Below are 16573 nucleotides of genomic sequence, written 5' to 3'. Positions count from 1 at the left end.
CACCTTGCTACGCGGCGAAAGTTCCCCCGACCTGCTGCTATTCGCCTGTTTCGCTATTGCTACCCTCGTCACCGCCCTGCTGCCCGCCGCGACGACGGCGGAACCGGCCGGCCGGGCCAGCCAGGCCGCCCACCGCTCCCACGTCGAGGACAACGCCGACCGAGAGGAAGGCAAAGTGAAGTGGTTCAATGTTTCGAAGGGCTTCGGCTTTATTATTCGGGAGGACGGGGACGAAATTTTCGTCCACTTCCGTTCCATCCGTGGCGATGGCCGCCGCAGCCTCAGGGACGGACAACGAGTGGGCTTTGTGGTCGGCAACAGTGCCAAGGGCCCGCAGGCGGAAGACGTGGTGGCGCTGGACTGACAGCGCCACTCACCCCGCGCGGGGCGATTTCAGACCGGGCTACCTGCCTGCTCTATCACGTCCTGCCAGTACAGCTGGATCATGCGCCCGCCGTGGCGCAGCAGGCCTTCAGCCGGGATCGGCCCGTCATTGAGCGCGAGTTCCACCAGGCTGTAAAAGGTGTCCACAGTAATGGTGGCGTGGATGGTCATCTCCTCGTCCGGCTCCCGCCCCAGGGCGTGGGCCGCCACTTCACAGAAGCGCTGGCCAATCAGCGCGTGAGACTGCTGCCGCAACTCCTGTAGCGGTTGCACCGCGCGCAGGGCCTGGGTGATTTCATGCCCTCCCACCTGGTTGCGGGTTGCCCGGTGAGTCTCGAGTAGCAGTTCTTCGATATTTTCCATCAGCGCGCCCGCGCCACCGGCGCTGAAATGGCGCTCCTGCCAGCTCTCGAAAATCTGGTTCTGGAGATCCATCAGGGCCGCACCCAGGGCGTAGAGCACTGCGTACTTGTTGGGAAAGTAGCGATACAGTGCCGGCACGGTGATGCCGGCGTGCTCGGCGATAAGGTTGGTGGAAATGCGTTCCACCCCCACTTCTACCAGAAGCTCTGCCGCCGCCAGCAGGATGTTGTCGTAAGTGCGCTTGGCGCGTGCCTGCCGTGGCTTGTTCTTCTCAAACAGCTCGACCTGGGGCCGTATCCGGGACATCGGGGTATCTCCTGCTTCTGGTATGGCTCCGGCGCATTCACCGGACTCGCTCCCCACAGCGAAACATAATGCGACTGGTAATGATCCACTGCAAAATGCCACAATGGGCACCCCACCTCTAGCAAAATCTGCAGAAAAGGACAGTAAATTGGGCCGATCGAAACCGACGGTAGCGAGAACGTTTCGCGGTGTCACCATTCCCACATCAAGCCACCCCAACATCCGCCGGGTGCGACGCCAGGGCACAGTCCCCTCCATACACGGCAACAAGTTCTGGAAATCCAGTGCCCTGCTCATCGACTATCTGAAGAAACACCCGCCAGAAAACTGCCAGCGGGTGATTGATGTCGGCTGTGGCTGGGGCATCGGGGGTATCTGGTGCGCCAAAAAGCTGGACGCCAAGGTGACTTCCGTGGATGCCGACCCGGATGTATTCCCCTACCTCGACGAGGTTGCGGCTCTGAACGGGGTGAAAACCAAAACCGTGGCCCGCCGGTTCGAGCAGCTCACCGTGAAAGACCTGAAGAAGTACGACATGCTGATTGCAGCCGACATCTGCTTCTGGGACGAACTGGTCAAGCCTGTCACCAACATGGTCAACCGCGCGGTCAAGGCGGGGGTGAAACACATCTACATCGCCGACCCGGAGCGCTCCACCTTCCTGGAGATGGCCGAACGCTGCGTCGACAAGCACTGCGGCGACCTGTTCGAGTGGAAAACCCGCGGCAGTGTCGAGGCCCGCGGCGCGATCATGGCCATCGAGAACGCCTGAGGGGCAGCCACTCATAGGAGCGCTCAAGCTGCGACGCCCGAGGCACCCCCGCGCGGTCGAAACGCGGCCGGAACCGGGTATCGGCGAGAACCCGGCGCAGCCGGGTCTCTACCTCTTCGGCCGCCTCGGGCACCGCCAGTGACGCCAGTTCCCGTACCCTGCCGCGCTCATCGACCTTGAAGCCCAGGGAGATCGGCGCACTGGCCACCTCCCCGGGCGCCAGGGGCTGCCAGAAGGCGCCATTGTCCGGCAGTTCCAGAGGTTCGGCGAACCAGGCGGCCAGGGTGGCCGTATCGTTTGCGGCAACGAGTTCACGCACCAGCGCCGAGTAGATCTCCGTTGCACGGCGGGTCTGTCCGTGCCACTGATACCAATCCGCCAGCGCCAGCCGCGCCGCGCGTCGCTCGGGTGCATCCACCGGCATCGATGTGATGGCATCCTGCAGCAGCTTCCGCCCCCGAGCCAGCCCGCTGCGTCGTTGTTGCTCGAGACGCTGGCGCTCATTGGCCAGTTCGTTATCCGCCTGCAGATCGAAGCGCCTCGCTACGCGCATGCCGGGGTCATCCAGCACCGGTGGCAGCGAGTCCTGCAGCAGGTAGAGGTTGCGCAGCTGGCTCTCGAACAGGGGCCAGCGACTGGCCGGTGGCAGGGCGGCCGGCGTACCCGCAGCCGTCCCCTCCAGCAGGCGATCATTGAGTTCGAGCAATTCCAGCAGGCGCCGCTGCCCGCGCCCCGCACCGACCCCGAGGCGCAGCGCCTCACGCTGCCAACGCAGGTATTCCAGCTGTACCGCCAGGGCCTGGCGGTTTCGCGGCGGCTGCGCACCGCCCTGGAGGAAGTACAGGTAGGCGTAACGATCGTCCAGGGCTCCGAGATCCTGCCCATCCCGCGCCAGTTCGATCAGCCGACGCAACAGTTCCAGCTGCCCTTCGCTGCGCAGCCCCTCATTGATGCGCTGAATATGCAGGGCCCGGGCGTAGAGGGACTCGGCGCCCTGCAGGTCGCCTCGCTGGCGTTGCAACGCGGCCATCGCGCCCAGTGTCTCCGACAGGCCAACCGCATAGGGACCACCGCGCCGCTGCAGGACCTCCAGTTGCTCCAGGTAACCCTTGTAGGCAGCCTCCACCCCGGCGCCGACTTCGGGCTCGGCAGCCACGCCCTCCCCGGGCAGGTGGGCGTCGGCCCACTGCTGGCCGCTGCGCAACAGCTGCTCGCCATAGGGCGCTCCCGGCTCCGCGATGGAGGACAGCGCCGGGAACAGCAGCAACAGCAGAACGCAACAGTACAGGTGTTGCCAGCGCCGGGATGCCGGTTGGTGCAGGTTGCGCTGGACAGCGCATCTCACCGGGTTAAGCTTTAGCTCTGCATTGCGAGCCCGGAGACAGACAACTATGAAACAACTGGGTGTTCTCGACACAGCCTTTATCAACCTGGAACAGGCCAATACGCCTCAGCATATTGGCGGCCTGGGAATCTACGATCCGGCGTCAGCGCCGGATAACTTTGTGCGCTTCAAGCAGGTCATTGCCAACTTTGAACGCCGCCTGCAACACCAACCACTGTTTCGCACCCGGCTGGTTAACGTGCCTGGAGGACTCGATCGCCCCTACTGGATCAGGGACGCCAATTTCGACGTAGAGTTCCACCTGCGCCACATCGCCCTGCCCCACCCCGGTGACTGGCGGCAGTTGTGTATCCAGGTTGCTCGCCTGCACGCCAGGCCGCTGGATATGCACCGCCCGCTCTGGGAAGCCTACGTGATTGAGGGCCTGGACAACATACCCGGCCTGCCACAGGGTGCGTTCGCCATCTATACCAAGCTGCACCACTCCCTGGTGGATGGGGCCGGAGGCGCCAGCGTAATGGCTCTGCTGCACGACCCGGAACCCGAACCGGCGCCCTCCACCCCGCCGCCGGAAACGCACTTCGCGGAGACGCCCCCCTCGGTGGCGGAGCTCCTGAGCCGTGCTTCGGTCAACGGCGTGCGCAACAGCCTGGACTGGTTGCGCGGCAGCGTCAGTACCACGGGGCGGTTGTGCCAGTACGGGGCCGGGCTCGCCCTGGGCCAGATTCCACGGCCCGAGCTCAATAGTCCACGGACACGCTTCAATGGCCCGGTGGGACCACACCGTGTCTTTGACGCGGCGAGTTTTTCCCTGGATGAGATCAAGCGCGTCAAGACCTTCGCCGGGGTCAAGGTCAACGACGTGGCCATCGGCATCGTCTCCGGAGCACTGCGCCGCTACCTGAACGCACACGGAGAGGAGCCGGAGGGTTCCCTCACCGCCACCCTGCCGCTCAATCTGCGCAATCGCCGGCCGGGGAGCAGTGACAACAACCAGGTGGGAGCCCTCTACACCAGCCTGCACAGCGACATCGAGGATCCCCTGGAGCGCCTCTCCGCCATCAGCCGCTCGAGTTCCGACGCCAAGGCCTTTGGCGAGCAATCCCCCCTGGCAGACGTGATCAAGCTGGCCGGCGCCTTCTCGCCGGCCCTGACGCGGCCCGTGACCGGGCTGTGGTCTCACTACGGACTGTCGCGTTACATGCCGGTTGGCGTGAGCACCATCATTTCCAACGTGGCCGGGCCACCCTTTCCGCTGTACTGCGCCGGTGCCCGCATGGTCGACTACTACGGCCTGGGCGTTCTGACCCCCGGTGTGGGCATTTTTCACATGGTGTTCAGCTACGCCGGCAAGGTCACCCTCTCGGTACTCGCCGATCGCGACATCCTGCCGGACCCGGAGTTTTACAGAAGCTGCCTCGAAGATGCCTTTGCGGAGCTCAGCGCGCGGGCGGGCGCCAAAGCCCGTGGCAGTTCGAAGGCCAGACGGGGGCTGAGTATCGTGCCCTGAGACCCCAGTGGGAACTGCGCCTCAGAAGGGAAACACGATGGGCAGCAACACCAGCACCACGGTCGAATAAGCCACGGACAACGGCAGTCCAGCGCGAACGTAGTCACGCATGGCGTAACCCCCAAGGTTTTGCACCATCAGGTTGGTGGTGTAGCCGTAGGGCGTCAGGAAACTGGCACTGGCGCCAAAGGCCACCGCCATCACGAAGGGCAGTACACTGACCCCGAAGCTTTCCGCCAGCCCGAAGGCAATAGGGAAACTGAGCGCCGCGGCCGCGTTATTGGTCATCAATTCAGTGAGTAACAGGGTTCCCAGATAAATGCCGATCAGCGCCGCGTGGGGGCCCAGCACGCCCAGGTAAGTGTGCAAGCCGTTGGCCAGCAACGACACCAGCCCCGAATTGGTCAGCGCCTGCGAGAGGGTCAGGGCTGAGGCAATAATGAGCCAGATCTCGAAGGGGAAGCGACGCCGCAGTTCGGAGCCACGCACCAGCCCCAACACCAGCATGACGACCAGCAACAGGGTCAGCCCCTTGACGAGCGGCAGCCACTCGAGCACCGACAGGGCGACAATGCCCAGCAGCCCGAGGCTCACCAGCCAGTTCTGCAGGGGTGTGGAGTTGGCCCCGTTAACCGACTCGTCGATCACCACGAAGTTCTTGCCCAGGTTGTTGCGATCGTGAAAGTCCGGCCCTGTGGCCAGCATCAGGTTGTCACCGGCCTGGATCGTGATGTTGCCGAGCTTGCCCGACAGGCGCTTGCCACCCCGCCGCATGCCCACCACCGCCGCGTCGAACAGGGAGCGGAAGCCGCTCTCCTTGATGGTCTTGCCCTCGATGCTGGCGTCGGGCATCACGATCACTTCCATCATATTCTCCCGCAGCAGGCCCTCTTCCACCGCGAACAGGTGAAGCCCGTCGAGGGCATCCAGGGCGGCCACCTGCTTGATATCGCCGGAGAAGATAAGTTTGTCCCCCGCCTCGATGTACTCACTGGGAGCCACAGGCGAGATCAGGTGTTCGTCGCGGACGATCTCGACCAGGAACAGGTCCTCAAGGTCACGCAACCGGTTCTCGGCAATGGTACGCCCGATCAGGTTGGAACCCTCAGAGACTTCCGCTTCGATCAGGTATTCATTGATGTCGATTTTCTCGGCACTGTCGGTCGGCAGCAGGCGAACTGAAATCAGCAACACCAGCAGGCCCACCGCGGTGGCTGTGCCGCCGACAACGGTGAAGTCGAAAAACGACAGGCTCTGGCCGGTGGCGTCCTGCAGGAAGCTGCTGACAATCAGGTTGGTACTGGTACCGATCAGCGTCATGGTACCGCCGAGAATGGCGGCATAGGACAGGGGAATGAGCAGACGCGACGCCGGGTGATGGCGATTGTTGCGCACGGTCTGGGCCAGGGTTGCCACCACCGCCGTATTGTTGACGAAGGCCGAGAACAGCGCTGTGACCCCGCCCAGCCTCAGCAGGGTGACCCACAGCATCGGGGTAATCAGTTTACCTGACAGGCGATTGAGCCAGGACAGGCGCTCCAGTCCCACCGACACCAGCAGCAAGAGCACCAGGGTGATCAGGCCCACATTGGAGGCCTTGTCCAGCACCTCGGCAGTATCCACCAGGCCGGCGAAATAGGCCGCCAACATGGCACCGGCGAAAATGCGCGCGGCGGGCCAGTCAGTGAAAATCAGGCTCCCGAGCAAAAACAGGAAGACAGCTGAAATCAGTAACTGGTCGATCATCGGGAAACTCGTGGCCCATTGCGGAGAAAGCGCAAGCATACGCAAATGCCCCTGAGTGGGACAAGCGAGGCCGGCACGGATAGACTAACCAAATTCGCATAAGCTCATAACGGAGTGACGAAATGCATCGCACCCTCATTGTGCTGGCTGTTGTACTGGGCCTGGCGTTGGCGCTGCTGTACAAGAACCAGGACAAGGTGAAGCAGGCCGCCTACGACAAGGTCACCGAGAACATGTTCGTGCCCGCGGACACCGACGACTTCGACCCCGGCCCGGCAGTCGGCAGCCACTTCCCCGGTGTGCACGCCCGGTACCAGGGGCAGGTGATAAGACAGCTGGCAGATTTTGCCGGCCCCAGGGGCACGGTGCTGGTGGCCAGCCGCTCCATGTCCTGGTGCCCCTACTGCATGAAACAGATGATCCAGTTACAGGAACACAAGGCGGATTTCGATGCTGCGGGCATAGGCCTGGTCGGCATAACCTACGACGCCCCCGAAATACAGCAGGCCTTTGCCGCCGAGCGCGGCATAACCATCCCGCTGCTCTCGGATGTCGATGCCCTGAGTTTCAAGACACTGGGAATCCTCAACGCCGAGTACCAGCCCGGGGACGATCACTACGGCATCCCCTACCCCGGCATGATCGTTATCAACCCCGAAGGGGTCGTGGCAGGCAAGCTGTTTATCGAAGCCTACAGCAGCCGGGTAGATTCCCGGGCAGCCCTGAGCTACGCCCGCCAGGTGCTCGACGTCAGTGCGGGCAAGAGCCCGATCTAATCTGCCGGCGTGTACCAGATGGGCGAAGTCCAGGCACGCTCCTGGATAACAGGGCGATGCGTGGCCGAGCAACACGCTGCGTAGTCATCCGGAACGCTCTCTGGCGCGGCGCAGTCCACTCCGGCCGCCACACATTGGCGCTGGCTCCAGCGACAGCTCGGGTTCTCGATGACTCTCGAGTAGTAGAACGCTGACTCGCCGGCGTCAAAGGCGGGATCGCGCCACACGGTGCACAATTGCGCGTGTCCTTGCCCCCAGGTTTCGCAGGTATCGGTGTCGACACCCGCACTGCCATCGTCTTCTCCTACCGCGTCCAGTACCTGTTCGTGGCGCTCTCCCGCGGCGTCAACCCGGACTTTCACAATCTGAATGCGCTGCAGGGGCATTCCCGGGTGCCCGGGCGTACCGGCATCCTGTCGTGCCGCCAGCATGAAGGCGGGGCTGGCGTCGGCAGTTGGAGGGTCTGACAACTCCCCTCCCATGGGCACACCGTTTTTGTAGGCCAGTTTCACCCGTTCGGGTTGTTCACAGAGATCATCGGGGTAATCCCAGCCGGCAAAAAGGCGCGTTTCGATACGCGGTCCGCTGGTGCCATAGGCCTCCCGCCGGCGCATGGCGTCGAACAGCGCGTCGCGGCTGTTCTCCTCGGCCCACAGCACCGCCAGACCACCGGGGTTGTATTCCAGTTTGTCCGGCAGCCCCGGGGGAATCTCCTTCGCCGCCGGAACGCCCGCACCACCGTGGCCGAGGAACCGGTCTTCATCCGCGGCACCGGGCGCGCCCAAATGGGTATCGGTACTGGCGATAAAGCCCTGCTGGTAGGGGTTTACGCCAAGCTCGCGTTCGAGGGACAGACCGTCACCCAGCGCCCGACGCAGAAAACCCGTATCAGGCCTCGGGGGAGTATCAAGGCCGGAGATGTTGTCGACAGGCTGCTGTTCGAAAGCACAGAGCTCATCCTGGGTCACTCCCGCCTGGTAAAAACACTCGGAAGCACCTTTGTGCTGCATGATTTCCGCCAGGGGTTCGAACTGCCGGCGCAACCGCGCATATTCGCTGTCCATCGGGCTGCCATCATCCTTGAGGCCGCTGTACATGTAACCCGCGCTCAGGTTGGCATTGTGGGGAATCACCAGGGAATCGCAGTCGCCGTCGGCGCTGTTGCACTGGGTGTCCAGGCTGCGCCACAGGCTGGAGGCTGCCGGGCCGTCGATAAAACTGATGGGCAGCGGGGGGACGCTGGCATTGCGAAACACCACATTGCGGTGCAGGTTGCCGCCGCTGTCCGGCTCGCCACCGGTCCACTCGTAGCCAACGAAGGTGGTGAAGCGGCATTCGTCGGAACGGTCGTAATGTTGCTCCGCAGCCTCCTGCATCTCCTGCCAGGGCCCCCTGGCGGCCTCCAGACAGAGTAGGTCATTGTCGCCGCACAGGCCGAGATGGGAGGCCTTGATCGAGGACCAGGCATTGAACAGGTAGAACGCCCCGCGGGGCCAGTAACGATAGACCAGGCACTGCCAGGAACTGTAGCCCTCCATGCCCGGTGTATTGCACATCGCGACTTCGCCAATCAGCTCAGAGTGATCCGAAACCATCGCGAAATCCAGCGGGCGCCGCAGTTGCAGGGATCGCAACCCCTGCCCATCGTCGGTCCAGGGTTGGACAGGCAAGGTCTCCCCCCTGGCAAAACCGTAGGCCTGGGCCGGGCTGGTACGGGTACCCTGGGTACTTGCATCCAGCGAATAGCGGGTGTGGACGTGCAGGTCACCAAAGAAGGGTTGCCGGAACTCACGGTGATCCGCGCAAGGCTGGCGCTGCTCACTGTAGTCGATGGCAGAGACCGAAGAGGCGGCACTGGCAGCCAGCAGGCCCAGTAGCAGGCGGATCATCGCAGGTACAATCGCAGGCACTATCGCAGGCACAACAGGGCTCATACGCTCTCCGGCACCCGTTTTCCGGTTGCGCAGAACGAGCCAATGCATGCGTGCACGAGGTCAGGAGTTATCACGTTATCGGGTCCCCGGATGAAAGCAAAAGGGAGCTTAGGGCCCGCCGGGATAGCGGTCAATTTCCGTGGCCGTATTATTGAACTGCCTTGGGGATTGTTCGCAGCGGCGCCCTGCGCACGTGTTCAAGTGGCACTCATCGTGTTTCCATGCGCGAACAACAGGGAGAGACGCCGTGAACAATAATCAGAAACAGGCTGACCACGATCCCCGCTCCCACGGTGGCTCCAGGCCGTGAGCGGGGAGATCGAAGTTGACTGGCTGGTAGCTGGCGCCGGTGCCGGTGGCATGACGGGTGCGGTAGTAGCGCACCAGTTAGGCGGCAGCGTGTTACTGGCGGAAAAAGAACCCGTTTACGGCGGCACCACCGCCAAGTCCGGTGGGGTCGCGTGGATTCCCGCCAATCATCGACTGGCGGAATTCGGCATTGATGACGACTCCGAGCAGGCCCTGAGCTACCTGCGGGGACTGATCGGGGACAGCGTGCCCGAAGCCCGGGTTCGTGCCTATGCCGAGCGCGCCAGTGAGATGCTGCGCTTCATGATGCAGCACAGTCACGTGCACTACACGCCCCTGCCCGCCTACATGGATTACTACGACAGCGTACCCGGCTATCAATCCGGCGGGCGTTCGATGGATCCGGCACCCATGCATATCCGCCACCTGGGCGGTGCGGCGGCGACCATGAGCAGGGACCACTACACGGATCTGCTCCTCCCGTTCAACGTATCCGTTGTCGAGGGGCGACGACTGCAGGAGATGGACTTCGGTGCCTATGCTCTGGGTGCCCGCCTGGCGGCACGTTACTACCTCGACCTGCCGGCACGGCTCGCTCGCCGCGGCGATGATCGCCTGACCCTGGGCCCCGCCCTGGTGGGCCGCCTGCGTCGTTCCATGCTGGACCGCGACATTCCCCTGTGGCTCGACGCCCCGGTAAGCGAACTGCTGTGCGAGGGGCGGCGTGTTAGCGGAGCTCGCGTATGCCGCAGCGGGAAAGATATCGTGGTAAGGGCCCGGCGCGGCGTGCTGCTGACCACCGGCGGTTTCGCCCGCAACGCGATTCTCAGGCGCCAGTATCAACCGCAGCCCTCCAGCGACCGCTGGACCGCCGCCGCCCCGGGCTCGACCGGTGACAGCATCACCCTTGGGGAGAAGGTCGATGCGGCACTGGGCTTTATGGGCAGCGCCTGGTGGTCGCCTACCTACATTCTCCCGGACGGCCGCAGCCTGGCGCTGATCTCCGGCAAGTCCAATCCGGGCTCCATCATGGTCAATCGCTGTGGTAGACGATTTACCAACGAAGCCCAGCCCTATGAAGACGTGGTCAAAGACCAGTACGCGAGCGAAGCGCGCGGTGAAGGTGCCGTTCCCTGTTACCTGATCTTCGATACCACGTTCCGGGAAAAATATACCGCGGGGCACATAAAACCTTCTAAAATTACGCCCGACAGCAAGCTGCCGCCGAACTATTTTGACAGCGGGCTGCTGACACGCGCCGGGACGCTGGCCGAGCTGGCGCGTCAGATCGGCATTGATGCAGCGGCGCTGGAACAAACCGTCGCCGACTTCAACGACCACGCCCGGCTTGGCAAGGACCCTGCCTTTGGCCGCGGCGACAGCCTGCACGACCGTTACTATGCAGACCCAAAGGTGGAGCCCAACCCGTCCCTGGCACCGCTGGATCGTGGCCCCTTCTATGCCCTGCGCTGCGAGCCGGGCGACCTCGATACCAAAGGTGGACTGCTGTGCAACGAGTTCGGCCAGGTGCTGGACGGCAATGGCGATACCATCGACGGCCTGTATGCCGCGGGCAATGCCAGCTCGGCGGTTATGGGTGACACCTATCCCGGCGCCGGTTCCACCATTGGTTCCGCGATGACCTTCGCCTACATCGCGGCACAGCACGCGTTCGCTACCCCCTGAGGAGGAAGCCCCGCCATGACCTCACCGAAATATGCGTTTCTGCAAGCCGGCCACTATGCTCGCGGTTGGCACATCGTACTCTTCTCCAGCGAACTGGCTCCGGGTGAAGTAAAACGGCTGCACTATTTTGATCGTGAGTTCGTGGCCTGGCGCGGTGAATCCGGGCAACCCTGTATTCTCGATGCCTACTGTCCCCACCTCGGTGCCAACCTGGCGAGTGACGGCGGCAGAATCCACGGCGATAACATCGCCTGCCCCTTTCACGGCTGGGAGTTCAACGGCACAGGCGAATGTGTGGCGATACCCTACGCGAAGAAGATTCCGGAAAGAGCCAAACATGCCCTCAAGGGCTGGCCGGTGATGGAACGCAATGGCTTTATCGCGCTGTGGTATTGCCCCGACGATAGTGCACCCGTGGACTACATTCCCACGATCGATGACTGGGGAGCGGAAAACTGGGGCGAATGGCAATTCCAGCGCTCCCGCATCCGTGCTCAGCCCTGCGACGTGATCGAGAATATCGTCGACATAGCCCACTTTCCCCACGTGCACGGCGGCAATGTACAGTCCTTCGAGAACCGCTTCGGGGACTACACCGTTACCCAGATATCAAAAGTAAAACGCGATCCTGAAGCCGGCATGATCACCCCTCCCGGACTCGATTTCGACCTGGTAGACGTCCGCAACCAGGGAGCCGGAATGGATGCCGACGCCTGGGGCGACGCCACCTACCACGGCCCCTCCATCATGTATTACTACACCGAGTCACGCAGCCCGGAGATCAGCTTCAGGAGTTGGTGGGTAAACTACCACACCCCTGTAAACGACGATGAAGTCGACCTGTGCTCGGCCGTGATCATGAGCAGCCTGACCGACGAACCCCTGCCGGAGGAATTCACCCGACTCTATCCGGTCACTGCCCACGCCGCCTTTGGCCAGGATGTGCTGATCTGGCAGGACAAGATGTACCGCGAAGACCCCATCCTGTGTGACGGGGACGGGCCGATAACCAAGTTGCGGCGGTGGTATGAACAATTTTACCTGCCGGTCGGGTAAGTGAAGCAGCGGACCGTCTTCACCGTCTTTCAGGTTTACTGATAAGCTCGCCAGGTTATGACGGACCTGGCCTACATTTCACTGCTGACCTTTGCCGCTGGACTGTGCATGCCCCTGGGCGGCGCCGTGGCCAGGATCGAGCGCGTTCGACCCAGGTGGCTGGAAAACGAATTTCGCCACTTCATGATCGCCCTGGGTGGAGGGCTGCTCCTCGGCGGAGTATTCGAAGTCCTGCTACCGGAGGGCATGGCGAGGTTCGACAGCCAACCGCTGGGCGTTCTCGTGTTTGCGCTGGGTGGTTTCGCATTTTTTGCGATTGAACGTACCCTGGGCTTGCGTCACCGCCAGAATCCTCAGTTGATGGGAATGCTGCTCGACTACCTCCCGGAATCACTCGCCCTGGGTGCCCTGGCGGTGTCGAATCCATCAACAGCACTGCTCCTCGCCCTGGTGATTGGCGCCCAGAACATACCCGAAGGTTTCAACGCCTACCGGGAGCTGGACAAGGAACGATCACACCGCTCCCGTGGCATCCTTGCCTTCATGCTGCTGTTGACACCGATCGGCCCGATCGCGGCGGTTGCAGCACATTTTCTGATCCGCGATGAAGGCGTGATCATCGGCTCCATCATGTTGATGAGCGCCGGGGGCATTATGTACATCATATTCCAGGACATCGCCCCCCAGTCCCGGCTGAAAAACCACTGGGCACCGCCACTGGGAGCCATCCTGGGGTTCGCCCTGACGCTGCAGACCAGCTTCTGGCTTCAAATCGATTGAATGGGATACTTCCCTGCCACGTCAGACAATGGTCTGCGCAATCACTCATCCACTGCTGATACCGGGTGAGCAAACTCGCAGGGTTCATGCACGCTGACTGCCTTTACGCATCGTAAGGCGGGGGCACAAAGCAGGCGGTCTGCCCTCCGTCAGCGGTAATGACCTCGCCATTGACAAAGCACGCCCCAAGACCGAGAAATTCGACGATCTCGGCAATCTCATCGGGTTTTCCTATCTCTCGCCTGGGGATCGCGCTGACAGCACCGGCTCGTATGGCATTTGCCTCGGCTGTCGGCACACCGGAATTTTCGATTATTTCGGTGTCGATGAAGCCCGTTCGAATAGCATTAACGCGGATTCCCAAAGGAGCGAGTTCACCCGCCAGACCACGGGTCAGGCCTTCTACTCCGGCCTTTGTTGCACCGTACACGGATTGTCCAGAGAAAGAGTACTTGCCGATCGTGGAAGAATTGATGATCAGTGATGACGCATTGTTCATACTGGGAATGGCTGTGTGAATGGTGCGGATAACCCCCATAAAGTTCGTGTTGACGATGCGTTCAATTTCTTCAATCGACAATTCGTGGAGCGGTTTGGCTGCGTAGGACACACCGGCGTTGGCAAATAGAACATCAATAGGGCCGGCCATTTCATACAAGCGCTGCAGGCTCTCAGTGTCGTTGACGTCGCCTACAGCGCCGCCACAAGTATCAGACAACGTAGCCAAAGCCGAATCAAGGCGCCGTTTATCGCGCCCGGAAATGAAAACCCGGTGTCCGCGATCGGAAAAATACCTGGCTGTCGCCAGGCCGATGCCGGCGGTTCCACCGGTTATTACGATAGTTATCTTTTTCATGACGACTTATCCCGGATTGGTTAACGCCCAAAACTGACAATATAGATCAACTGCACTGCCTACCCGGCGATAATACCAATCGAGGTCAGCTACTGAACGCGATATCAGACTGGCACTCGATGCCGGTCGTACCCGCCTGGCGAGCGAGTACTACCCCGGCCCAAGTTGCCGGAGGATGAATGCACAGCGCTCTTCCACCGCCAGGAGGGGCACTGTGGCAACTTCGTAGCCGCACGCAAGGTACCAGTCGTGTAAACGCTCAAACACGGCTACCGCTTCACCAAAACCCTGGTCACGCTCGGCATCCTGGCAGTAGATTTCCCGCCACGGGGGGAACAGGAATGCGGTGGGGTGATAGCGGTACTCCTCCAGTAGTGCGCCCCTCTCTTCGACTGGCAACTTACCTGCCTGCTCCAACAGGCACAGGGCATCGATGAGAGATCGATCAAAAAATACCGTGGCATCCTCCGGATGCGGCTCCCGGTAACGCTGCCTGTCGAGCGCCAGAATCTCGCGGGCAAAGACCTCTGGCGCCGGCCGCGGGCTCAGGCCTCTGGCCTTTCTTCCCGCAATGACGTCCCGTGCCGACTCATGAACGACCGGGTATCCCAGCCGCTGGAGTGCCTCCAGCACGCTGGTTTTACCCGCGCCAGGGCCGCCACTGAACACTACTTTCACCTATTCCCCCAGGCCGCTGTCAAAAGGTCAGCGTCGCGGCACCGTTGCCAATACGCTCCATGATCACGCTGGCACCATGGATGACCACACCATCGATCAGGCTGTCCTCATCGTAGCCACGCGCCGTGGTGCAGGGCGGACAGGCCCAGACATCGCCGCCACGCTCCATGAACGAGTCCAGCAAGCCCTTCAGGCTTTCCATGGGGTGGACGTGGGTGTGGTCGACACCGCCCTTGCGCACCAGGTCGATGGCGCTGCTGGTCAGGAACAGGCCCACGGTTTTGCCTGAGGTCAGGGCACCGTTGGCGATGGTGAGGCCCACTGAGGACACCTCGTCATAGATGCCCTTGGTCATGACGATGATCAGGTCGTTGGTTTGAGTGCTGTTCTCGATGTTTGCTTCGTTGCTCATGTCGGTAACTCCCTACTTTGTCAGTCTGTTTTATCGCGCCGGGCCATCCCCGGTTGATAAAAAGTCTAGGCAGTTTGCCCTGCGCAACACAGGTCAGAATCTGTAGTAAGCCACTATGAAATCTGTAGTAAATCAGGCGGGCCCAACCCGCGGATTACCGGTGGTAAAGGAGCTGATACCGAGCCAGCGACTCAGGTTTTTCAGGAAGACCGGGGGTGCGACCACGGTCACCAGCTCCGACTCGATGGCGGCATGGATATCCAGTTCGCCATACCAGACACGGGTCAGCGTCTTCACCGTGGAAGTGATATACACGTCTACCTCGAAACCCAGGTCCTGGGCACATTCCTGCACCACGCCATCCCGGATGTAGATGAAGCGCTTGCCGTCAGGCTTGATATCGGTGAGATGGAACTGCAGCACAAAATCTCCCGAGGGGAGTTCATCCACGTTCAGGCCACCGGCGTAGTCGCGTACCAGTCCGGATACGGTGTTGAGCTTGTCCGTCATCCCCTCCCGGGCGTACTGGAAGCCCCAGCGCCCCAGTTCGGTCAGCACCGGCGCCAGGGCCTTGCCCGACGGAGTCAGGTGGTACTCGTAGCGGTTACCCGTGCCACAGCGTTTGCGCAGGACAATACCTTTCTCCTCGAGAAAGCGCAGCCTGTCGCGCAGCAGTGACGGTGAAATATTGGGGATGTATTTCTGGATTTCGGAGTAGCGGGTGGAACCGAAAAACAGTTCGCGGACGATCTGCAGGGTCCAGCGCTCGCAGAGCACCGTACTCGCCATGGAGATGGGACATGCTTCGCCGTAGTCGTACATATGCTTTCCGTCGCAGCCTGCAGACAGTGGCTATTATGCAACGGTCGGCGGCGGGCGCAAACCGGCAGCTGGTGGTTGCGCGACGTGGCCAATGCAGCAGCTAGCCGGAAACCAGTACCTCGGCGGCAGCGGCCAACACCGTGTTCGACAGCTCATCAACCAGCGCCTTCGCCACCCTTGCGCGCTGCCAGTACAGCGGCACATCCAGCGCTGCTGTTACATCACGCCCCGGTCAGGGCCTGAGCAGCGCATTCGCATCGCAGCGAAGCGTTTTTCGCAGTAAGCCTTCAAGTCGTAAGCACAGCGGTTGAAGCCGGTTTCCACCGGTTTGCCCAGGGCGCCCATCATCTCTTCCGCACCCGGACCACCAAACTCGTCGACCGAGACGTAACTGCAGCAGTTCTTGCCCAGCGGCTCGATGGTCTGGGTGCGAACGGCGTGAATCGGATCTTCCGGACGGTTTTCCATCCGCCAGGCAACCCGGTAACCGGGTTCAATCAGGCAGATATACTCGACCTGCTCCTGCAGACCAAACCCCAGGTCCACCTGCATGCGGATCGGGGTGTCCAGTACCAGCTCTGCTTCGGCGACCGGGCAGAAGGTATTCCACTTACCGTAATTGGCAAAGTCCACCAGCACATCCCACACCAGTGCAGCCGGCGCCTCGATTTCCACCACGTCTGAACTCACCGTCAGGCCTTCGATCATCGGGGCAAATCTCCTCTCACTCAGGGGTATTTGCCACCGATACTGCCTCCCCATTCAGCAGGGCGTAAAGTGCAGGCAACACCAGGGAGGCAACTGGTTCAGCCTGTTGAATCGACGGGCGGTAGCGCTG

16 protein-coding genes are annotated in these 16573 nt (G+C 61.8%); 7 read left to right on the top strand and 9 right to left on the bottom strand.

Features of this window, described 5'->3' with window-relative positions:
* Positions 1-175 precede the first annotated feature (175 nt).
* Positions 176-364 carry a cold shock domain-containing protein gene (locus FV139_RS21210; protein ID WP_235898591.1) on the top strand — a complete coding sequence of 63 codons (189 nt, stop codon included), beginning with the start codon at positions 176-178 and terminating at the stop codon, positions 362-364.
* Between the two features lie 29 nt (positions 365-393).
* Here FV139_RS21210 and FV139_RS06090 read toward each other — a convergent pair whose 3' ends face one another.
* Complete coding sequence (locus FV139_RS06090) at positions 394-1053, bottom strand: TetR/AcrR family transcriptional regulator (protein ID WP_187276425.1); 660 nt, start codon at positions 1051-1053, stop codon at positions 394-396.
* 148 nt (positions 1054-1201) lie between these two features.
* On the opposite strand from FV139_RS06090, the gene FV139_RS06085 reads away from it, so the two are divergent.
* Entirely contained in the window at positions 1202-1825 is a 624-nt protein-coding gene (locus FV139_RS06085) for a class I SAM-dependent methyltransferase (protein ID WP_235898563.1), read from the top strand.
* Here the strand turns inward: FV139_RS06085 and FV139_RS06080 are convergent.
* Positions 1803-3170, bottom strand: a complete 1368-nt coding sequence (locus FV139_RS06080; RefSeq protein WP_148067365.1) for a tetratricopeptide repeat protein — start codon at positions 3168-3170, stop codon at positions 1803-1805. The genes FV139_RS06085 and FV139_RS06080 overlap by 23 nt on opposite strands.
* Before the next feature lie 46 nt (positions 3171-3216).
* On the opposite strand from FV139_RS06080, the gene FV139_RS06075 reads away from it, so the two are divergent.
* A complete protein-coding gene (locus FV139_RS06075) occupies positions 3217-4680 on the top strand; it encodes a WS/DGAT/MGAT family O-acyltransferase (RefSeq protein ID WP_148067364.1) in 1464 nt (487 codons plus the stop codon).
* A gap of 21 nt (positions 4681-4701) precedes the next feature.
* Here the strand turns inward: FV139_RS06075 and FV139_RS06070 are convergent, their stop codons facing one another.
* Positions 4702-6426 carry an SLC13 family permease gene (locus tag FV139_RS06070; RefSeq protein ID WP_148067363.1) on the bottom strand — a complete coding sequence of 575 codons (1725 nt, stop codon included), beginning with the start codon at positions 6424-6426 and terminating at the stop codon, positions 4702-4704.
* A gap of 122 nt (positions 6427-6548) precedes the next feature.
* On the opposite strand from FV139_RS06070, the gene FV139_RS06065 reads away from it, so the two are divergent.
* On the top strand, positions 6549-7202 hold the full coding sequence (locus FV139_RS06065) for a peroxiredoxin family protein (protein ID WP_148067362.1): 654 nt from the start codon (positions 6549-6551) through the stop codon (positions 7200-7202).
* Here FV139_RS06065 and FV139_RS06060 read toward each other — a convergent pair.
* The gene (locus FV139_RS06060; protein WP_148067361.1) at positions 7199-9136 is read right to left on the bottom strand and encodes a DUF3604 domain-containing protein; all 1938 of its coding nucleotides are present in this window, start codon (positions 9134-9136) and stop codon (positions 7199-7201) included. The two genes, FV139_RS06065 and FV139_RS06060, sit on opposite strands and share 4 nt — an antisense overlap.
* A 306-nt stretch (positions 9137-9442) precedes the next feature.
* On the opposite strand from FV139_RS06060, the gene FV139_RS06055 reads away from it, so the two are divergent.
* Genes FV139_RS06055 through FV139_RS06045 form a run of 3 tightly spaced genes read left to right on the top strand, consistent with a single transcriptional unit; the run spans position 9443 to position 12967 of the window.
* Entirely contained in the window at positions 9443-11131 is a 1689-nt protein-coding gene (locus FV139_RS06055) for an FAD-binding protein (RefSeq protein WP_148067360.1), read from the top strand.
* 15 nt (positions 11132-11146) lie between these two features.
* Positions 11147-12187 (top strand): Rieske 2Fe-2S domain-containing protein, encoded by a 1041-nt coding sequence (locus FV139_RS06050; protein WP_148067359.1) that lies wholly within the window; start codon positions 11147-11149, stop codon positions 12185-12187.
* Positions 12188-12244: 57 nt separating this feature from the next.
* Positions 12245-12967 carry a ZIP family metal transporter gene (locus FV139_RS06045; protein WP_148067358.1) on the top strand — a complete coding sequence of 241 codons (723 nt, stop codon included), beginning with the start codon at positions 12245-12247 and terminating at the stop codon, positions 12965-12967.
* Positions 12968-13070: 103 nt separating this feature from the next.
* On the opposite strand, the gene FV139_RS06040 is transcribed toward FV139_RS06045, so the two are convergent.
* From FV139_RS06040 to FV139_RS06015, 5 genes are all read right to left on the bottom strand, one after another.
* Positions 13071-13823 (bottom strand): SDR family NAD(P)-dependent oxidoreductase, encoded by a 753-nt coding sequence (locus FV139_RS06040; protein ID WP_148067357.1) that lies wholly within the window; start codon positions 13821-13823, stop codon positions 13071-13073.
* 150 nt (positions 13824-13973) lie between these two features.
* Positions 13974-14501: an AAA family ATPase gene (locus FV139_RS06035; RefSeq protein ID WP_148067356.1), complete on the bottom strand. Its 528-nt coding sequence runs from the start codon at positions 14499-14501 to the stop codon at positions 13974-13976.
* Positions 14502-14520: 19 nt separating this feature from the next.
* Positions 14521-14913 carry a DsrE family protein gene (locus tag FV139_RS06030; RefSeq protein WP_148067355.1) on the bottom strand — a complete coding sequence of 131 codons (393 nt, stop codon included), beginning with the start codon at positions 14911-14913 and terminating at the stop codon, positions 14521-14523.
* A gap of 132 nt (positions 14914-15045) precedes the next feature.
* Positions 15046-15735, bottom strand: a complete 690-nt coding sequence (locus FV139_RS06025; RefSeq protein ID WP_148067354.1) for a winged helix-turn-helix transcriptional regulator — start codon at positions 15733-15735, stop codon at positions 15046-15048.
* Between the two features lie 216 nt (positions 15736-15951).
* The gene (locus tag FV139_RS06015; protein ID WP_187276424.1) at positions 15952-16443 is read right to left on the bottom strand and encodes an SRPBCC domain-containing protein; all 492 of its coding nucleotides are present in this window, start codon (positions 16441-16443) and stop codon (positions 15952-15954) included.
* Positions 16444-16573 lie beyond the last annotated feature (130 nt).

The organism is Parahaliea maris (assembly GCF_008064665.1).
Classification (GTDB): domain Bacteria; phylum Pseudomonadota; class Gammaproteobacteria; order Pseudomonadales; family Halieaceae; genus Parahaliea; species Parahaliea maris.
Note: the sequence above shows the minus strand (reverse complement) of the source record. Positions and strands in the feature narration are given on the sequence as shown.